The sequence below is a fragment of the Thermomicrobiales bacterium genome (assembly GCA_023954495.1).
Classification (GTDB): domain Bacteria; phylum Chloroflexota; class Chloroflexia; order Thermomicrobiales; family CFX8; genus JAMLIA01.
Genome location: JAMLIA010000011.1, coordinates 1 through 16,519 on the forward strand (window position 1 = coordinate 1; position 16,519 = coordinate 16,519).

Genomic DNA, 16,519 nt, shown 5'->3' on the forward strand with positions numbered 1-16,519 from the left:
TTGCCTTGCGTCTGCAATAGTCGCAGCAGGAACGCGGCTGCGCGATTTCGGGGCGAACGACGCACTGCGCGAGGCGAACGCGCGCATCCGCCACGCGTTCAGCGATTCGGCATCCGACGATGCGTGATGACCTGACCGCCATCGTTCTGACGCTGAACGAGGAGAAGCACCTGTCTGGCTGCCTCGCTTCCCTCCAGCGGCTCGACTGCGCGATCCTCGTCCTCGACTCCGGCTCCACGGATCGCACCGTCGCGATCGCTCAGGAGGCTGGTGCGGCGATCGAGGCTCGACCGTTCGATGGCTACGCGAATCAGCGCAACGCTGCGCTGGACATGGTGGACACGCCGTGGGTGCTCTTTCTCGATGCCGACGAACGGCTCACACCGGATGGCTGCAATGAACTCCTGGCGGTTCTGGACGGTGTTGCGAACGACGTCACTACAGCCCGCATCCCGCGCCGCAACATCGTGTTCGGTCGGGCATTACGCGGCGGTGGCTGGTGGCCCGATCACCAAACACGCCTGCTCAGGCGTGGCGCGGCGGCCTACGATGCGCGACGGCAGGTTCATGAGGTGGTCGAATCGACGGGGCGATCTGTCGATCTGGCGACACCGCTCATCCACCTTAACTACGAAACCCGCGCCGAGTTCATCGCGAAGCAGCGTCGCTATACGAAACGCGCAGCCAAGCAGGCTGTCTCCGAAGGACACGTGCCGCGCCGCCGTGCCTTTCTCTCAGCGCCGGTTCGCGAGCTTGTTCGCCGCTTCGTCCAGCTGCACGGCTATCGCGACGGCATCATCGGGCTGTTCCTGGCAACCGCGCTCGCCATCGAGCAGGTTCGGTGGGTCTGGCTATGTCGCCGCGGAGCGTTCTGATGGCGGGCAAAGTCGACGCGGTCGTCGTCTCGTATAACGTGCGCGATCTGCTACTCGAATGTCTCGCCTCGTTGATCGGTTCGAAGGCGGCAGGCGAGCTGGCGCGCATCATCGTCGTTGACAACGCCAGTAGCGACGGAAGCGCCGAGGCAGCCGGGGCGTTCGACCCGGCGATCGAGGTCATTGAGGCACCGAACGATGGCTACGGGTCGGGCGCAAACGTCGGCATCGCCGTCAGCGACGCCGAGATGGTGATGGTGCTGAATCCGGACACCGTCGTGCGAGTCGGAGCGATTGCCACGCTGACCGCGTGGCTGGATGCGCACCCGGACTTCGCCATCGCCGGGCCGCGATTGGTCCGCCCGGACGGCACGACCCAGTCCAGTCGTCGAACCTTCCCGCGGCCCTACACGCCACTTTTCGAGAGCTCAATCGTTGAAGAGTGGTGGCCGGGTAATCCTGTGGCCCGCGATTACCATCTGGCAGATAGTGCCGACGACGTGGATCAGGAGGTCGACTGGGTGGTTGGCGCAGCAGTGCTTGTGCGAAAGATTGCAATTCAGCAAGTCGGAGCATTCGATCCATCGTTTCGCATGTATGCTGAGGAAGTCGAATGGTGCTGGCGTTTGCGACAACACGGATGGCGGACTAGCTACGTGGCTGCGGCTGAAATCGTCCATCACGAGAGCGCCAGTGCATCACAGGATTTGCCCCGCCGCCTGCGCGAGTTCGACGACAGTCGCATTCAGCTAACCGAGAGGCTGTTTGGCGCGACCTGGGCACGCCTGGTCAGCATCGGGATTCGGACGGACTACGCCATTCGGCTGCTGCGCGAATCAGCGAAATGGCTACTGGGTCATCGCCGGGATCTGCGGCGCGCGCGGATGCGATTCTATGCGGACGCGCTTCGGCGCGGCCCACAACGCCGGGGAGGCGGTTGATGGCGGGCACCCACGTGCTGCTCGTAACTGGCGAGTATCCTCCGACGCCGGGCGGCGTCGGGGATTACACGGACAATTTGCGCAGTGCCTTGAGCCAGGCTGGCATCGGCGCAACCGCCTATGCACCGGCGAGCGGCGGCAGCCCGCACGTCGTCGAATACGGCAAATGGGGTTGGCGCGCGGCGCGTCGTGTCGGGCGCGTTGCACGGCACGCAGGCGCTGACGTCATTCACATTCAATACCAATCCGGCGCGTTCGACATGCATCCCTCGACCAACATGCTGCCGTGGATGCTGCGGAAGTCGTACCCGGTCATAACAACGTTCCACGATCTGCGGCCGCCGTACCTGTTTCCGAAGGCCTCATTCATTCGGCGATTCACGATGTTGCGTATGGCGCGCACGTCGTCACAGGTCGTCGTGACCAATCCATTCGACGCGGGAACGCTGACGAACGCGGGCATCGAGGTTGTCGAAATCCCGATCGGGCCGAATCTGCCGGCACCGGACACCGCAGCAACGCCGGACATGAACGTGGTCGGCTTCTTCGGCTTTCCCAGCCGGGCGAAAGGCATCGTCGAGCTGATTGAGGCAATCGGACTGATCGACTCGCGTCGCCGACCGAACCTGCTGCTCATTGGCGATCTCGGTACGCCATCGCCCAACAATGACCTCGTGGCGCTGGCCGATATCGAGCGGCTGGCAGGACAGAACGAGGTCACCATCAACCAGACCGGCTACCTGTCCGCGCAGGACGCGAGCAACGCACTGGCGAGCGTCGGCGCGATTGCGCTGCCGTTCCAGCGCGGCGCGAGCTTGCGGAGTGGCTCGCTGCTGGCAGCGCTACAGGCCGGGCGGCCCGTCATCGCCACCGCCCCTCCACGAGCTGAGGCGCTTCGCGACCTCGGATCGCTGCCGCAATTGCTCTCGATCCCGCGCGGCGATACCGGCAAACTGTGGGACGCGATCGAGTCGGCGCTCTCGTCACCATTCGCCGCGGTGCCGCTGCCGGAGCGCTTCGACTGGTCGGTGATTGCCAGCGCGCACGGCGATCTGTATCGGTCAGTCATCGACCAGTGGGAACGCGACCGTCGATGACGGCGATCCCCCGACCGGACACTGGGCAACGCACACGTTTGCAAGAGGCGATCGCGGCCCACGCGACACTGCTGCACTACCTTGCGCTCTCCATCATCATCGCGATCGGTGCGTGGTTGCGGCTGACCGGACTCCGTCGGCAAAGCCTCTGGTTCGACGAAGTCGACGTTGTGGTGCGCGCCCAGCGACCGTTCGATCAGGTGATCCATACTTTCGTTGCTGCCGGGGAGAACGGACCGGTCTACAACCTGATGCTGGCGATCTGGATTCGGGTCGCCGGAATCTCGGAAATCGCTGTGCGATTTCCGTCGGCTGTTGCGGGAGTCCTGACGATCCCGTTGCTGTACATCCTCGCCCGTCGAGTAGCCGGGAACCGCGCCGGTTTGCTGGCAGCCGGCCTCCTCGCCATCTCGCCGTATCATCTCTGGTACTCGCAGGAAGCGAAGATGTACACGCTCGTCGTGCTGGCGGCGGTGGCGTCGAGCCTCTTGCTGGTTGAGGCACTCGCCCGCAACCGCGCACTCTGGTGGATCGGCTACGTTCTGGCGACGACCGCGATGTTCTACCTCCACGTCGCGACCGTGCTGGTGTTCGTCGGTCAGTCGCTCTACGTCGTGCTGAACCGTCGCCAGTGGCGCGGACGCGAGCGCGGCTGGCTGCTGGCAGCGGCGGCGCTAACGCTGCCGTATCTGCCGATCGCCGTCTGGGCCATGCGTGTCGTAGGAGGCGGTGCCCCGACCTGGCAGCCGACCGTCGGTATCTGGGACGCCATCAGCATCCTCAGCATCAAGATGGCGGTGAACAGATCGACGACAGACGTTGAGCGCTGGGGCGCGGCGCTGTACGCCCTGCTGGCCATCAGCGGCGTCTACGTGCTCTGGCGCAGACGCCAGCCGCAGCGCTGGTGGCTGCTCGTTGGATTGCTCGTCGTCGTCCCGATCGTGGGACTCTGGGCAGTGTCGCTGCGGCAATCGGTCTTCTCCGACCGCTATGCAATCGTCGCTCTGCCCGCTTACCTCATTCTGGTCGCGGCAGCAGTGGCGGCCACGCTGGCATCCAGACGCGGCTGGGTGCTTGGCGTGCTGGCGGTGTTCGCACTTGTGACGTTCGCCTGGCAACCGATCCGCGACGTGAACCGGACCTACTCGGCAGTGAAAGAGGACTGGCGCTCAGCCTACGCCGACATCGCCCGGCGCGGTGAACCGGGTGACGTCATCATTGTCCACCCCGGCTACATACTCACGACGCTCGACTACTACTCCCAACGTGAGCCGCTCCTGAAGCAGTATCCGGTAGCCACGATCCCGACCTTCAAGGTCAAGTGGTTGACTCGTGACCTGATGATCCAGCAGATTCACGATCAGGTAGCGGGCGCGCAACGCATCTGGTTCGTGCAGTCTACAGACCGCATACCCGCCGAAGACCCGGACGACACCCTGAGATCATGGCTGATGTCGACCGGAACCGTTCTGTACGACCACAAGGTGACGGGCGTCCGCGTCACCCTGTTTGAGATGCCGGAAGGCTGGTAGCGCTGACCTGTCGTCGTGCCCAATGGTCACGACTACGTCCGATGTCGCCCCTTTTCAATCACACGCATCTGTGGCTTACTCCTGTACGTACACGTACGTACGCTTCTTGAAGGGGGTCCGCGGCGGATGCGGGGCATTGTCGTTAGCTTGGTAGTGTTCCTGATTGTCACAGGAGCGTTGCTCTATCGCACCTCGGCGCAGGGCAATGACACTGCGATCGCAACACCGACGACTCCGGCGCTGGTCGCAATCCCAACGAACACACCTGCTACCTCGGCGGCGACACCAACCGCTCGTCGCAGCCTGAGCCAGACGCAGGTTGAGCGGCTTCCGTCGACCGCAACGGCGACAACACAGATTGAGACAGAGCCGACGCCGGAGCCGACAGAGGCCGCTCCCGTTCAGGAAATCGCCACAGTCGTCCAGAGTGATGAGCCTGCAGACGACATCATCGAGGCCGACTTTGAAGAAGCGGACGTCGTGGAAGACGAAGTCGACGAGTCGGACGAGAGCAGCGATCTGCATCTGGCGGGTGCCGCGACTGCGGACGACGCGCTCCACTCTGGCATCTGGGCAGACGCGATTCACACGATCGACGGCGGTGTGATGGCGATGGTCCTGCCGGAATCAGCCAATGTGCGCTCAGCGCCAACAACCGATGCACCGGTTGTCACCGAGCTGCTCGCCGGGTGGCCGATCACGCTTTACGGTGCCGAGATCGGAGAAATGGCCAGCGGAACAGACGTCTGGTACCGAACCTGGTCGGGGAGCTACCTGTCGGCAGCGACGGTGGGGCCATTTGTAGCACCGACACCGGACGAGACGTACTCTGGTCACTGGGTAGATGTCGATCTGACGACCAATTACGCAATCGCCTATGTCGACTCGACACCGGTGTACGCGGCAATCACGATCACCGGCAAGCCGGGCTTCGAGACGCCGACCGGCACCTACACGATTTTTCGCCGCGTCGAGTCGGACACGCTCGACAGCTCAACGACCGGCATCGCCGCCGGAGATGCCGAGTCGTATCTGATTTCGGATGTGCCGCACGTCCAGTACTTCGCCGATGGCGGGTTCGCGCTGCACGCCAATTACTGGAGCGATCCGTGGGAGTATGGGTATGACCGGAGTCACGGCTGCGTCAACCTGATGCCCGAGGATGCCGCCTGGTTCTGGAACTTCCTCTCGATCGGCTCGGCAGTCTCAATCCACTACTAGCCGATCTGCATCCGCACCAGCATCTGGCGCAGGATCTGCAGGAGCAGGATGGCGAAGATCGGCGAGATGTCGATCATGCCAATACGCGGAACGACCGACCGGATCGGGCCAACGATCGGTTCAGTTAGTTCATTGAGAAAGCGCGAAATAGGGTTCGTACCCTGTGGATCTACCCAGGAAATCAGTGCGCGACCGATAATGGCATAGGTCATTATCTGGAGAAACGTCGCCGCAATGTCGAAGATCAGCGCCACAAGCGGCACCTTACTGTAATCAGGCTCAACATAGAGAAGCGTCGGCGGGCAATAGTCCACACCGACACTTGAATCATATCAAGTTGACTGTTACGGAACCGCCGGAGATTTGCAGAAAGCCGCGCTTAGCGCTTCCGCTGCTGTGCAGTGCGGCCCTTCTGGCGTCGGCGGTGACCGGACTTCACGATCTCGCCCTCGAAGCTGTCTTCGAGACGCTGGCGATGGGTGCGGCGCTCGCGATCCAGCTCGTCGTCTTCGACCGCTGCCTGATCCCAGATCAGTTCGGCATCGCCGATGTGAACGGTATCGCCCGGCTCAACGCCGAGCGCTTCGAGCTGGGCGGAAATGCCTGATGCCTCCAGAATGCGCTGGAAGCGATCCGCTGCATCATCACTGGCGAAGTCCGTCATCGCCAGCGTGCGCTCGATCTTGCGGCCGGTAACGGAGTAGTGATGCCGTGACAGGCGCTCAGCCTCCCAGAGGTCCTCGTTTTCCGTTTCGAGTGTGTACACACGTCGGGTCTCCGGCGGAACAAGATCGGCCAACTTCGGAATGTCACGCAGGCGTTCGTAGATCGCGAACATCATTTCCTTGACGCCCTCGCCGGTCACGCCGGAGATCTCGAACACACGCTCAACACGATCATCAAGTGCCTCGTGGAGCAACGGCATGAGCACCTGCGTATCCGGCAGATCGATCTTATTGATCGCCAGAAAGCGTGGCTTATCGCCGAGCTCGTCCGAATAAGCGCGCAGCTCCTGATCGATTATGTCGAAATCCTGAATCGGGTCGCGATCTTCCATGCCGCCCGAACCGTCGATTACATGCAGCAGCAAGCGGGTTCGCTCGACGTGGCGCAGGAACTCGTGACCCAGGCCAACGCCCTCGGCCGCACCCTCGATGAGCCCAGGGATGTCAGCCAGCACGAATGTATCGCCACGGCGTCCACCAACCTCGACCACACCGAGATTTGGCTCCAGCGTCGTAAACGGATAATCGGCGATCTTCGGCTTGGCGGCACTGGCGGCAGCCAGCAACGTGGACTTGCCCGCGTTCGGGAAGCCAACCAGCCCAACGTCCGCGATCAGCTTGAGCTCCAGCCGAATCCAGCGCTCTTCGCCCGGTTCGCCTAGCTCGGAAATCCGCGGCGCCTGCCGCGTGGACGTCGTGAAGTGGGCATTGCCCAGCCCGCCCTTGCCGCCGCGAGCGATGATGAGCTCGTCGTCTGGCTCGATCAGGTCGGCGATCGGTTCGTCGGTCTCATCATCAATGACGATCGTGCCGGCGGGCACGTCAACGTAGACCGTCTCACCAGTCTTGCCATACATGTTCTGATGGCGACCGGCCTGGCCATGCCCGGCGCGGAAGTGCGAGGTGTACTGGAACGGCAGAAGCGTCGCCATTTGCGGATCGACGCGCAGCACGACGTTGCCGCCGCGACCGCCATCACCGCCGTCCGGCCCGCCCATCGGGACGAACTTCTCGCGGCGGAACGACACGACCCCACGGCCGCCGTTCCCTGCCGTCACTCGAATGCGTGCACGATCGACGAGCAACCGTTAGTCTCCTTTAGCGCACTGCTCCAATGTGCGGGCACCTGCCGCAGCAACAAGCCTGCCACAACCGGCCACCCTGCACCTGTCTCTGCTTGTGCGGACGGGCTTACTCCAGATAGTCGCGCAGTTGCCGCGACTTTGTTGGGTGGCGCAGCTTGCGGAGCGCCTTTGCCTCGATCTGCCGGATGCGCTCGCGGGTGACGCCGAACTCTTTGCCGACCTCTTCGAGCGTGCGGCTGCGCCCGTCTTCCAGACCGAACCGCAGCTCCAGCACGCGCCGCTCGCGGTCCGAGAGCTGGCTGAGCACACTCTCCATCTGCTCTTTGAGCATTTGCTGCGAGGCGGCATCAGCAGGGGCTAGCGCCTTCTGGTCCTCGATAAAGTCGCCGAGGTTGGAATCCTCTTCCTCACCGATCGGCATGTCGATTGACACTGGCTCCTGCGAGATCTTCTGGATGTCGCGGACCTTCTCCGGGGTCAGATCCATCTCGCGGGCGATTTCATCCGAGGTCGGCTCGCGACCCAGCTCCTGCTGGAGCCGACGAGAGGTGCGAATCAGCCGGTTGATTGTCTCGACCATGTGAACAGGTATGCGGATCGTCCGCGCCTGATCGGCGATTGCGCGTGTGATCGCCTGCCGAATCCACCAGGTGGCATAGGTCGAGAACTTGAAGCCCTTGTGATGCTGGAACTTTTCGACTGCCCGAATCAGACCGAGATTGCCCTCCTGGACCAGATCGAGCATCGACATGCCACGACCGACATACTTCTTGGCCACGCTGACAACCAACCGCAGATTTGCTTCGGTCAGCTTGCCGCGTGCCAGATCTCCGCGCACGATCATCTGGGAATAGGTCGTGGCGAGCTGCAACGAGGTGGCAGTCAGCAGGACCACCGCCTCCTCCTGATCGAGGGTGGCATCAGACGCTTCGATGCGCTGTTGAACTTCGCGCGGCAGCAGCTCCCATTCGACGCGGCGACGCCGAAGCTCTTCTTCCAACGCATCGGTGGTCATCCCGAAGCCGTCTGCAACCGATTTCAGCAGCGCCTCAGGTAGCTGGGTGACAGGCAGCACGGCTGCCAGCATGCGCGGTTTGGTTGTGGCAGGCTGATCTGGATACGCCTCAGCGAAGAGGACATCAACGAACCGCCAACCCTCGGTGAATGTGAAGAAGATTGACCGAGCGATCTGTTCGGTGGAGCTGTGAATCGTCGAGGCGATGCTCTGCTCTTCGCCATCCACGTTGCCCTCGTGGATCTGATGCGCAACGCGGACAAGATGATCTCGCTGCTCCATTGCTCGCGCGAGGTCAACTTCCTGCTCGGCGGTCAGCAGCGGCACGCGACCGATCTCGCGCAGATACATGCGAACAGGGTCGTCCAGACTGACGCCTGATAGATCGATATCGGCAAGGCGCGTCTCAAACAATGCGTCCAGCGAGTTCGTCGTCTTCTCAACTTCGACCAAGCCGGATTCGGGCGGCGTTGAATCATCCGTGGGCTGGCTCTCGCGCGTGATAGTGATACCCACCTCCGTCAATCGAGTTTCGATGGCGTCAAGGGTTGCGGGGTCAGCGTCCGGATCCATCTCCTTGCTCAGATCATCCCAACTCAGGTGGCCCGCGCTGACGGCCATTGCGACGATCTTCTCGACGAGGTCAGATCGAACGTCAGCGCTGGTCGCCCGCGCATCCTGCGCGGGACGTGATGCCGATCGGTTCTGTGGCGTATTCGGCTTGCGGGGCTCGAAGGATGTCGTCTGGCACGGGTGCTCTCCCTGGGATTACCTGGGGCGGTGCGAATTGAGTGTGACCTTCGGTGTTGTAGTCGGTTCAGTTATGCGGACGCTGGTGGTGGGCCGCCGATGACATCCCGCCGCAGCAGGTCTTCGACCGTCTCACGGCGCTGGACCAACCGACTTTCTCCATGTTCTACGAATACAACGGACGGACGGTACGCCTGGTTGTAATTGCTGGCCATCGCCAGGCAGTAGGCTCCAGCCGCCGGGATCGCCAATCGGTCACCAGGAGCCAGCTTCGGCAGGTCGACTCGCTCGATCAGGATGTCGCCGGATTCGCAGTATTTCCCAGCGATCGTGACCGGGTACAGATCGCCGTCGTTCGGCGCTCCGACGAGTTCCGCAGTATACGCCGCTCCATACAGCGCCGGGCGAATGTTATCCGCCATGCCCCCGTCCACCGACACATAGGTCCGAATGCCGGGGACCTCTTTCCGGGATCCCACAGTATAAAGCGCAACGCCAGCTTGTCCAACGATTGTCCGGCCCGGCTCGATCGTCAGCACCGGCGTGGGCAGCCCGAGCTGCACTACGCACTCGCGGGCGCAGGCACCGATTGCAGCGGTGTACTCCTCAACGAGTGAGTCCGGATCTTCCAATTCATAGGGGATGCCGAGGCCGCCGCCGGGGCTCATCTCTTCGATCTCGATGCCATGCTCGTCGCGCATTTGCGCGCCGAAGGCAAACAGCGTCTCAACCGTGTCGACGAACGGGTCGATCTCGAAAATCTGCGAACCAACGTGGGCATGGAAGCCGTTCAGCTTCAGTCCGGGGATCGCTGTGATGCGCGCCACGGCCTCGGCGGCTTGCCCATTCTCGATTCCCAGCCCGAATTTGGAATCGGGAATTCCCGTCTTGCGATAATCGTGCGTGTGAACATCGATGCCGGGATTGACCCGAATCAGCACCGCCTGCGGTGTCGCGCGATTGCTGGTCAGCTCCGCCAGCCATGCAATCTCGTCGAAGTTGTCGATGACGATCGTGTCGATGCCGGATTCCAGAGCGAGCTGCAGCTCATCCGGCGTCTTATTGTTGCCATGGAAGTGGATGCGCTCAGCCGGAAATCCGCAGGCGAGGGCATAGGCAAGCTCACCGCCCGACACGACATCCAGCCACAACCCTTCCTCAGCGATGATCTGGAGCAGCGCATGCGACAGACCGGCCTTGCCGGCGTAGACAACACGAGGGCGATCCCAGGCACGGGCAAACGACTGTGTATAGCGGCGACACTGCTCGCGGATTGTCGCCACGTCGAACACATACAGCGGGGTCCCATATGTCTCGGCGAGCGAGTCCAGCAACACACCGCCAATTGCGAGGCAACCATTCTCATCCCGAGTCGCCGTCGTGGGCCAGAGCATCAATCCCCCTTCGCCGCACCATGCTTGAAACAGCCGGACCGCCATTTCGTCCGGCGGCGGCATCCATCGCCGCCTGCTGCGTTCAATTCTCGCAAAGTGCGCAGCAGTATACCGTCACTTGCGATTTCAGAGCGCTCCGCAGGAGTTTCGTACACTACTGGATGGCGACGACTGCAGAGGGTCGCCGATTCGAGTAGTGAGCGGAGATGCACGATATGGCGGAGGAAACCACTTCCAATACGAGAGTCGAACGCGACTCTCTTGGTGAGCTGAACGTCCCGGCTGAGGCGTATTACGGCGTTCAGACGATGCGCGCTCATACCAACTTCCCAATCAGCGACCTCCGCTTTCCACGGCGCTTCATCCGCGCGCTCGGCGAGATCAAGGGCGCAGCCGCACAGGTGAACAACGACCTCGGACTTGTTGATTCGCACCTGGCTGATGCCATCGTCGCGGCGGCTGCGGAAGTTGCGGACGGCAAGCTGGACGATGAGTTCATCCTCGACATCTTCCAAACCGGCTCGGGCACCTCGACCAACATGAACGCCAACGAAGTCATCGCCTCACGTGCGAATGAGATTCTCGGTGAGCAGCGCAACGGCATCACGCCGGTTCACAAGAACGACCATGTCAACGCCGGGCAGTCGTCGAACGATGTCATTCCGACCGCAATCCATCTCTCGGCACTGGCAGCCATTGTCGAAGATCTGGTGCCCGCCCTCGATCGACTGCACGCGTCGCTGCTGGCCAAGTCGGAAGAGCTGATGCCGATCGTCAAGACTGGCCGAACGCACTTGCAAGACGCGACACCCATCCGCCTCGGTCAGGAGTTTCTCGGCTACGCCGGGCAGATCGAGCGCAGCAAGTCCCGCGCGAATGTGGCGATCAGCGAGCTGCGCGAAGTCGCGCTCGGCGGCACTGCGGTCGGCACCGGCATCAACACACACGCGGAGTTTGCCCAGCGTGTTTGCACGCTCATCACCAAGCAAACTGGCGTCGAGATCGTTGAGTCGACAAATCACTTCCAGGCGCAGAGCACGCTTGATGGCGTCGTGGCCGCCAGCGGTGCGCTGAAGACGATCGCAGTGTCGCTGCTGAAGATCGCGAACGACATTCGTTGGCTTGGCTCCGGCCCACGAGCCGGCATTGGTGAGCTCGATCTTCCGGCGGTTCAGCCGGGCTCGTCGATCATGCCGGGCAAAGTCAACCCGGTGATCGCCGAATCGGTCGCGATGGTCTGCGCTCAGGTGATTGGCAACGATGTCACGATCAACATCGCTGGGCAATCCGGCAACTTCGAGCTGAATGTCATGATGCCGGTGGCGTCCTACAACCTGTTGCAGTCGATCGAGCTGCTGGCGACCAGCTGCTCCAACTTCGCCGAGCAGTGCATTGACGGGCTGACTGCGACGACCCGCGGCCCGGAGATGGTCGAGAAGGGGCTGATGATCGGCACTGCGCTGGCTCCGATCGTTGGCTACGACGCAGCGGCGGCGATTGCGAAGGAGGCAGCGAAGTCCGGTCGGACAATCCGTGAGGTTGCCCAGGAGCAAACCGATCTCAGCGACGAAGAGCTCGATCGCGTGCTTGATCCGTCGCAGATGACTGAGCCAGGCACAACGCTCTCGGCGGGCGGCTGATCGTCAGGCTGCGCGTGCAATCCAACTACTGAATAATCCCGATGAGGTCCGCCTGACCGCTGTTCGGCGGACCTCTACATACTGGCCGCGCAACGTCCCGAAGGCGCGACCAAGCCGGGCGGCGCAGCAGAGCGGTGAGAAATCACCACTCCTCTAGCGCAACGGACGCACATCGTTGTGTGTCCGCCAAGGATTCTCCCGGCGCTAGTGCGCGAAAGAATCCTCCGCCCAACAGTACGGGATTTCAGCGCTGTCATGTATCGTAGAAAGTACGTATTTCGGAACGTGGGATTGTCAGATAAGCCCACGCTCAACGACGATGCGGGTTGCGGCAGCTCGCGACGAAACCTTGAGCTTCGCGTAGATCGACGAGAGGTGGGTGGTGACGGTTCGGCGGCTGACGTCGAGCGACGCTGCGATCTCGGCATCGGTCCGACCATCGGCCACCAGGTGCATCACCTCAATCTCGCGGCGAGTCAGCTGCGGAAGCGGCGTCGCCTCGCTTCGAATATGTGTGTGCTCGCTAAACGAAAGCCACGCAACTGAGCCGAGCGCGGTGAGGATGGTGACAGCGGACTCACGCGTTTGATTAGCCTGATCTGCCGAGAGTAGCCGCCGCTGAACTTCGCTGAGCAGCAGCAGACAGAGCCCTTCTTCCAGGCGGTTGTGGCAGCTGCGCGCAATGGCCAGCGCGGATTCCGCCTCCGAGTGCGCCTCAGAGACGCGGCCGCGTTCCATCAGCGCGAGGGCAAGCGTGCGCTTGGCAGTGGCCAGCATCGTCGGCCGCCGTGGTGACGACGATTGCTGGATCGCCTCCCGCGAGAACAGTTCAACGTCGCCCATCGAACCGGTCATAAACGCCTGTATCGCGCGCGCAATCGAAAGCTCGGCCTGCCCCACGGCTGCTCCACTCCAGGTCAGCCAGCGCTCCAGTGCCGCAATCCAGGCGGCAACGCCGCCCGCATCGCCGCTGAACATGGCATCGAGCACTGCCAACTGGATGAGCCGCACGCTCGTCGTGTAGATCTTCGAGCCGGGCTCCGTGGCCGGACCGGCTGGCATTGCCGCGACGATGATCCGGGCGAACGCCTCGTTGTCACCATTATGTATAGCGATCTCGGCGAGGGCAGGTGCTGCTATCCAGCGCAGCGGCTCCGATGCATACACTCGCTCTGCGGCTTCGCGAGCTGTCTGCCAGTCGCCATCGTTCATGGTTACGAACATCGTTGCGACGTCTGAGAGCCTGACGTTTCCCGGCAGATTGACGGTGTCGTCCATCTCAATCGCGTGGCAACAGCCAGCGACGCGAGCACGGCTGTCGCAGGCGTACGGCATGACGACGGGATGAACTTCCATCAGGCAGGTCCAGCCGACCTGCACGTTGTTGCCGACAGCCGCAAACGCCTCCTGTGCGTAATCGAAGACACGACTGCGCGATCGGGATCTCCGAGCATCGCCTGGCTTGCCGCGCGCCCGGCGTATCCATCTGCGACCGGATTCCGGCTCGCTCTCGGCTGGCTGGTTGACGTGTTGATCAGACTCTCCACAAACGGAGCGGAAAGCTCCAGCGCATCTCGGTAGCGACCCGCGAGGGCATACCAGCCAATCAACGTTCCGCGATGCTCACCATACTCGCGCGACCCAAAAGACTCAACCAACTGCAAGCGTGTGAATTCGGGCTCGCTCAGCGCTTCGATGTCGGTGATTGCGGCGGCCATCTCAGCCAGACCGCTGGCAATCTGCCCATCCCAGCATTTGAGAAACCCGAGATGGTAGCGCGTCCCGGCGCTCAGTGTGACATCGCCGATGTCGAGCGCAAGCGCTCTGGCGGATTCGAGGAGCTTGATCGCGCGGCTGAGGTCGGTGAAGCGTAACAGGACGGCTGCGCGATACGTCATCCAGCCGGCGGCGAGCGCTTGCCCATCAACCACACGCGCCAGTCTGGCTGCATCTTCAAGGCGCAGTGCAGCCGTCGTCCAGTCCCCCATGGCCTGCGCACGCTCTGCGGCGCGAAGCAGCCAATCCAGCGCCGCAGGATGTCGCCCCGAGTAGAGATGGTGTGCAACCTCCTCAACTTCAGGGTCCGCGACCTGCGAGAGATATTCGCCGATGCGACGATGTAGCTCCATACGGCGCGATCCGGCCAGCGTCATGAGCATGGATTCACGCGCCAACGGGTGCGCAAACTCAATGCTGCCGTGATTGCCATCGACCAGCATGCCAACTGCCAGAGAGCGTTCGATTGCGTCACGAAACATCTGCTCGTCAAGACCGGCTAACTCGCGCCAGAGCGCAAACCGACTTGCGCGCACCTGATGGCCGAAGACGGAGGCCACTTCGAGCAGCGCCTTGCCGGCGTCACCGGTGCGCGCCACAAGCCCATCCACAATCGAGTGCGCGGTTGGAGGAACGACGACTCGACTCAGATCGCCGAGTCGCCAATGCGAGTTCACGCCGTCGCCCGCCGCGAGTATCCCCTCACGTTGCAGTGCGTTGAGCAGCTCGTGTATCGCGAGCAGGTTGCCTTGCCCATAGCGCTGGATATAGGTCGACAGGCGCTTCAGATCAGCAGGCGTGAGCGGGAACGCGTTGGCAATTGCTCGACTGATCGCCTGCTCGTCGAGCGGCGGGAGCACTACCTGCGTTACATCCGTCTCCCTGAGGAGCGCAGCCAACTGCAAGTGGAACGGGCTTGTTTGGTCGCGCCCGCTATCCCGATAGGTCGCGATCATCAGCAGCGGCGCGTCCCGCAAACGCACAGCAACGCGGCGGAGCAGGGTCAGGCTGTCGGCATCGGCCCAGTGCAGGTCGTCAATAAACAGAATGGTCGGTTGTATCTGTGTGACCTGCTCAAACCAGGCGACGACGGCATCCGTCGTTTCGTCGTCGTAGCCGGAAATGGTCGGCGGTTGAAGAGCTGACAACGCGTGATGGTGTCGAGAATCGGACAGCAGGTCGTGCCAGATCGAGCGCGCAGGCGCGCCCACCAGCTCCAAACAGGTGCAGGTTATCGCCTGCGCGTCCGGGTGACGAGCAAGAAACTGGCGGACGAACGTCGTCTTCCCGATCCCGATCATTCCGCCCACGAGCACAAACCGGCTCCGGCCGCCCTTTGCGAGCCGCCATGCATCTTCGAGCATGGCAAGCTCACGGTCGCGTCCGACAAATAGAGCGGCTGGTCTTGCAGAATCTTCAGACATACGGACAGACTATGCCACGTTCCGTCGGGTTTCGGATGCTCGCGCGCAGATCAACCCCGCATTCCGCCATGCCCAGCCAGCTATGTGCCTCAATCCGACGATCAGGGTGATCGTTTATCATCGGGGCCTGTGCCGGCCGACCGATACGCACCGGGCCACCGAGACAGGAGAACACCATGACGCATGCCAAACAGAGCGAAGAAGCACAGTCCGCATCTGATGAAGCGGTCGTCCCGACTGACCTGCCATATCGTGTCACTCCGGGAGAGCGCGTCAAGCTTGACTCGATCGACCCGGACGACACTGGCGATGTCGAAAACAAGAAGGCTGCAAAGAAGGAGCTGAAGAAGCTCACCAAGCGGCTGATTGCTCTTCAGGAGCGCCTCTATGCTGAGGACAAGCAGAGCCTCCTGGTTGTCCTGCAGGCGCTCGACACAGGCGGCAAGGACGGAGCGATCCGGGGAGTGTTCAGCGGTGTAAATCCGCAGGGATGCCGCGTCTGGTCATTCAAGACGCCGACGGCGGATGAGCTGAGCCACGATTTTCTGTGGCGCATCCATCAGCGCACTCCGGCGAGAGGCATGATCACGATCTTCAACCGTTCGCACTACGAGGACGTGCTGGTCGTGCGCGTCAAAGATCTCGTGCCGGAAGAGGTTTGGCAGCGGCGGTTTGAGGAGATCAACGAATTCGAGGAAGTGCTGGCGAATAACCGGACGACGGTACTGAAGTTCTACCTGCACATCTCCAAAGACGAGCAGAAAGAACGCCTGCAGGCGCGGCTCGATGATCCGGACAAACACTGGAAGTTCTCGGTCGGCGATCTCAAGGAACGCGGATTCTGGGACGACTATCAGGTTGCCTTTGAGGATGTGCTCAGTCGTTGCTCCACCGATCACGCGCCATGGTTCGTCATTCCCGCAAACCACAAATGGTTCCGCAACGTTGCGATTGCTCGCACCGTCGTCCAGACGCTGGAAGCAATGAACCCGCAATTTCCAGAATCGAAAGAGGATCTGTCCGAAGTGGTGATTCCCGACTGAT

Annotated in this window: 12 protein-coding genes and 2 pseudogenes; 7 read left to right on the forward strand and 7 right to left on the reverse strand. The window is 62.1% G+C overall.

Going from position 1 to position 16,519, the window contains the following annotated elements:
• The first annotated feature begins 119 nt into the window (after positions 1 to 119).
• From M9890_03570 to M9890_03590, 5 genes are all read left to right on the forward strand, one after another.
• On the forward strand, positions 120 to 875 hold the full coding sequence (locus M9890_03570; protein ID MCO5176042.1) for a glycosyltransferase family 2 protein: 756 nt from the start codon (positions 120 to 122) through the stop codon (positions 873 to 875).
• The gene (locus tag M9890_03575) at positions 875 to 1,816 is read left to right on the forward strand and encodes a glycosyltransferase family 2 protein (protein ID MCO5176043.1); all 942 of its coding nucleotides are present in this window, start codon (positions 875 to 877) and stop codon (positions 1,814 to 1,816) included. The genes M9890_03570 and M9890_03575 overlap by 1 nt, the downstream gene beginning before the upstream one ends.
• Positions 1,816 to 2,913: a glycosyltransferase gene (locus tag M9890_03580; protein ID MCO5176044.1), complete on the forward strand. Its 1,098-nt coding sequence runs from the start codon at positions 1,816 to 1,818 to the stop codon at positions 2,911 to 2,913. The genes M9890_03575 and M9890_03580 overlap by 1 nt, the downstream gene beginning before the upstream one ends.
• The gene (locus M9890_03585) at positions 2,910 to 4,445 is read left to right on the forward strand and encodes a glycosyltransferase family 39 protein (GenBank protein MCO5176045.1); all 1,536 of its coding nucleotides are present in this window, start codon (positions 2,910 to 2,912) and stop codon (positions 4,443 to 4,445) included. The genes M9890_03580 and M9890_03585 overlap by 4 nt, the downstream gene beginning before the upstream one ends.
• 126 nt (positions 4,446 to 4,571) lie before the next feature.
• Complete coding sequence (locus M9890_03590; GenBank protein ID MCO5176046.1) at positions 4,572 to 5,666, forward strand: L,D-transpeptidase family protein; 1,095 nt, start codon at positions 4,572 to 4,574, stop codon at positions 5,664 to 5,666.
• Here M9890_03590 and M9890_03595 read toward each other — a convergent pair.
• The 5 genes and pseudogenes from M9890_03595 to lysA form a co-directional block, all read right to left on the reverse strand.
• On the reverse strand, positions 5,663 to 5,920 hold the full coding sequence (locus M9890_03595; protein ID MCO5176047.1) for a YggT family protein: 258 nt from the start codon (positions 5,918 to 5,920) through the stop codon (positions 5,663 to 5,665). The genes M9890_03590 and M9890_03595 overlap by 4 nt on opposite strands.
• A 125-nt stretch (positions 5,921 to 6,045) precedes the next feature.
• On the reverse strand, positions 6,046 to 7,476 hold the full coding sequence (obgE, locus tag M9890_03600; protein ID MCO5176048.1) for a GTPase ObgE: 1,431 nt from the start codon (positions 7,474 to 7,476) through the stop codon (positions 6,046 to 6,048).
• 106 nt (positions 7,477 to 7,582) lie between these two features.
• Positions 7,583 to 8,308, reverse strand: a pseudogene (gene rpoD / locus M9890_03605) (RNA polymerase sigma factor RpoD).
• 495 nt (positions 8,309 to 8,803) lie between these two features.
• Positions 8,804 to 8,842, reverse strand: a pseudogene (locus M9890_03610) (hypothetical protein).
• Between the two features lie 470 nt (positions 8,843 to 9,312).
• A complete protein-coding gene (lysA, locus tag M9890_03615) occupies positions 9,313 to 10,635 on the reverse strand; it encodes a diaminopimelate decarboxylase (protein ID MCO5176049.1) in 1,323 nt (440 codons plus the stop codon).
• Positions 10,636 to 10,850: 215 nt separating this feature from the next.
• Between lysA and M9890_03620 the strand changes: the two genes are divergently transcribed.
• Positions 10,851 to 12,275: a class II fumarate hydratase gene (locus tag M9890_03620; GenBank protein ID MCO5176050.1), complete on the forward strand. Its 1,425-nt coding sequence runs from the start codon at positions 10,851 to 10,853 to the stop codon at positions 12,273 to 12,275.
• Between the two features lie 294 nt (positions 12,276 to 12,569).
• On the opposite strand, the gene M9890_03625 is transcribed toward M9890_03620, so the two are convergent.
• Together M9890_03625 and M9890_03630 are read right to left on the reverse strand one after the other, a co-directional pair.
• Positions 12,570 to 13,631 (reverse strand): LuxR C-terminal-related transcriptional regulator, encoded by a 1,062-nt coding sequence (locus M9890_03625; protein MCO5176051.1) that lies wholly within the window; start codon positions 13,629 to 13,631, stop codon positions 12,570 to 12,572.
• A complete protein-coding gene (locus M9890_03630; protein MCO5176052.1) occupies positions 13,631 to 15,415 on the reverse strand; it encodes an AAA family ATPase in 1,785 nt (594 codons plus the stop codon). Before M9890_03630 ends, M9890_03625 begins: the two co-directional genes overlap by 1 nt.
• 236 nt (positions 15,416 to 15,651) lie before the next feature.
• Here M9890_03630 and M9890_03635 point away from each other — a divergent pair, with 236 nt between their 5' ends.
• The gene (locus M9890_03635) at positions 15,652 to 16,518 is read left to right on the forward strand and encodes a polyphosphate kinase 2 family protein (GenBank protein ID MCO5176053.1); all 867 of its coding nucleotides are present in this window, start codon (positions 15,652 to 15,654) and stop codon (positions 16,516 to 16,518) included.
• The last annotated feature ends 1 nt before the right edge of the window (position 16,519 follow it).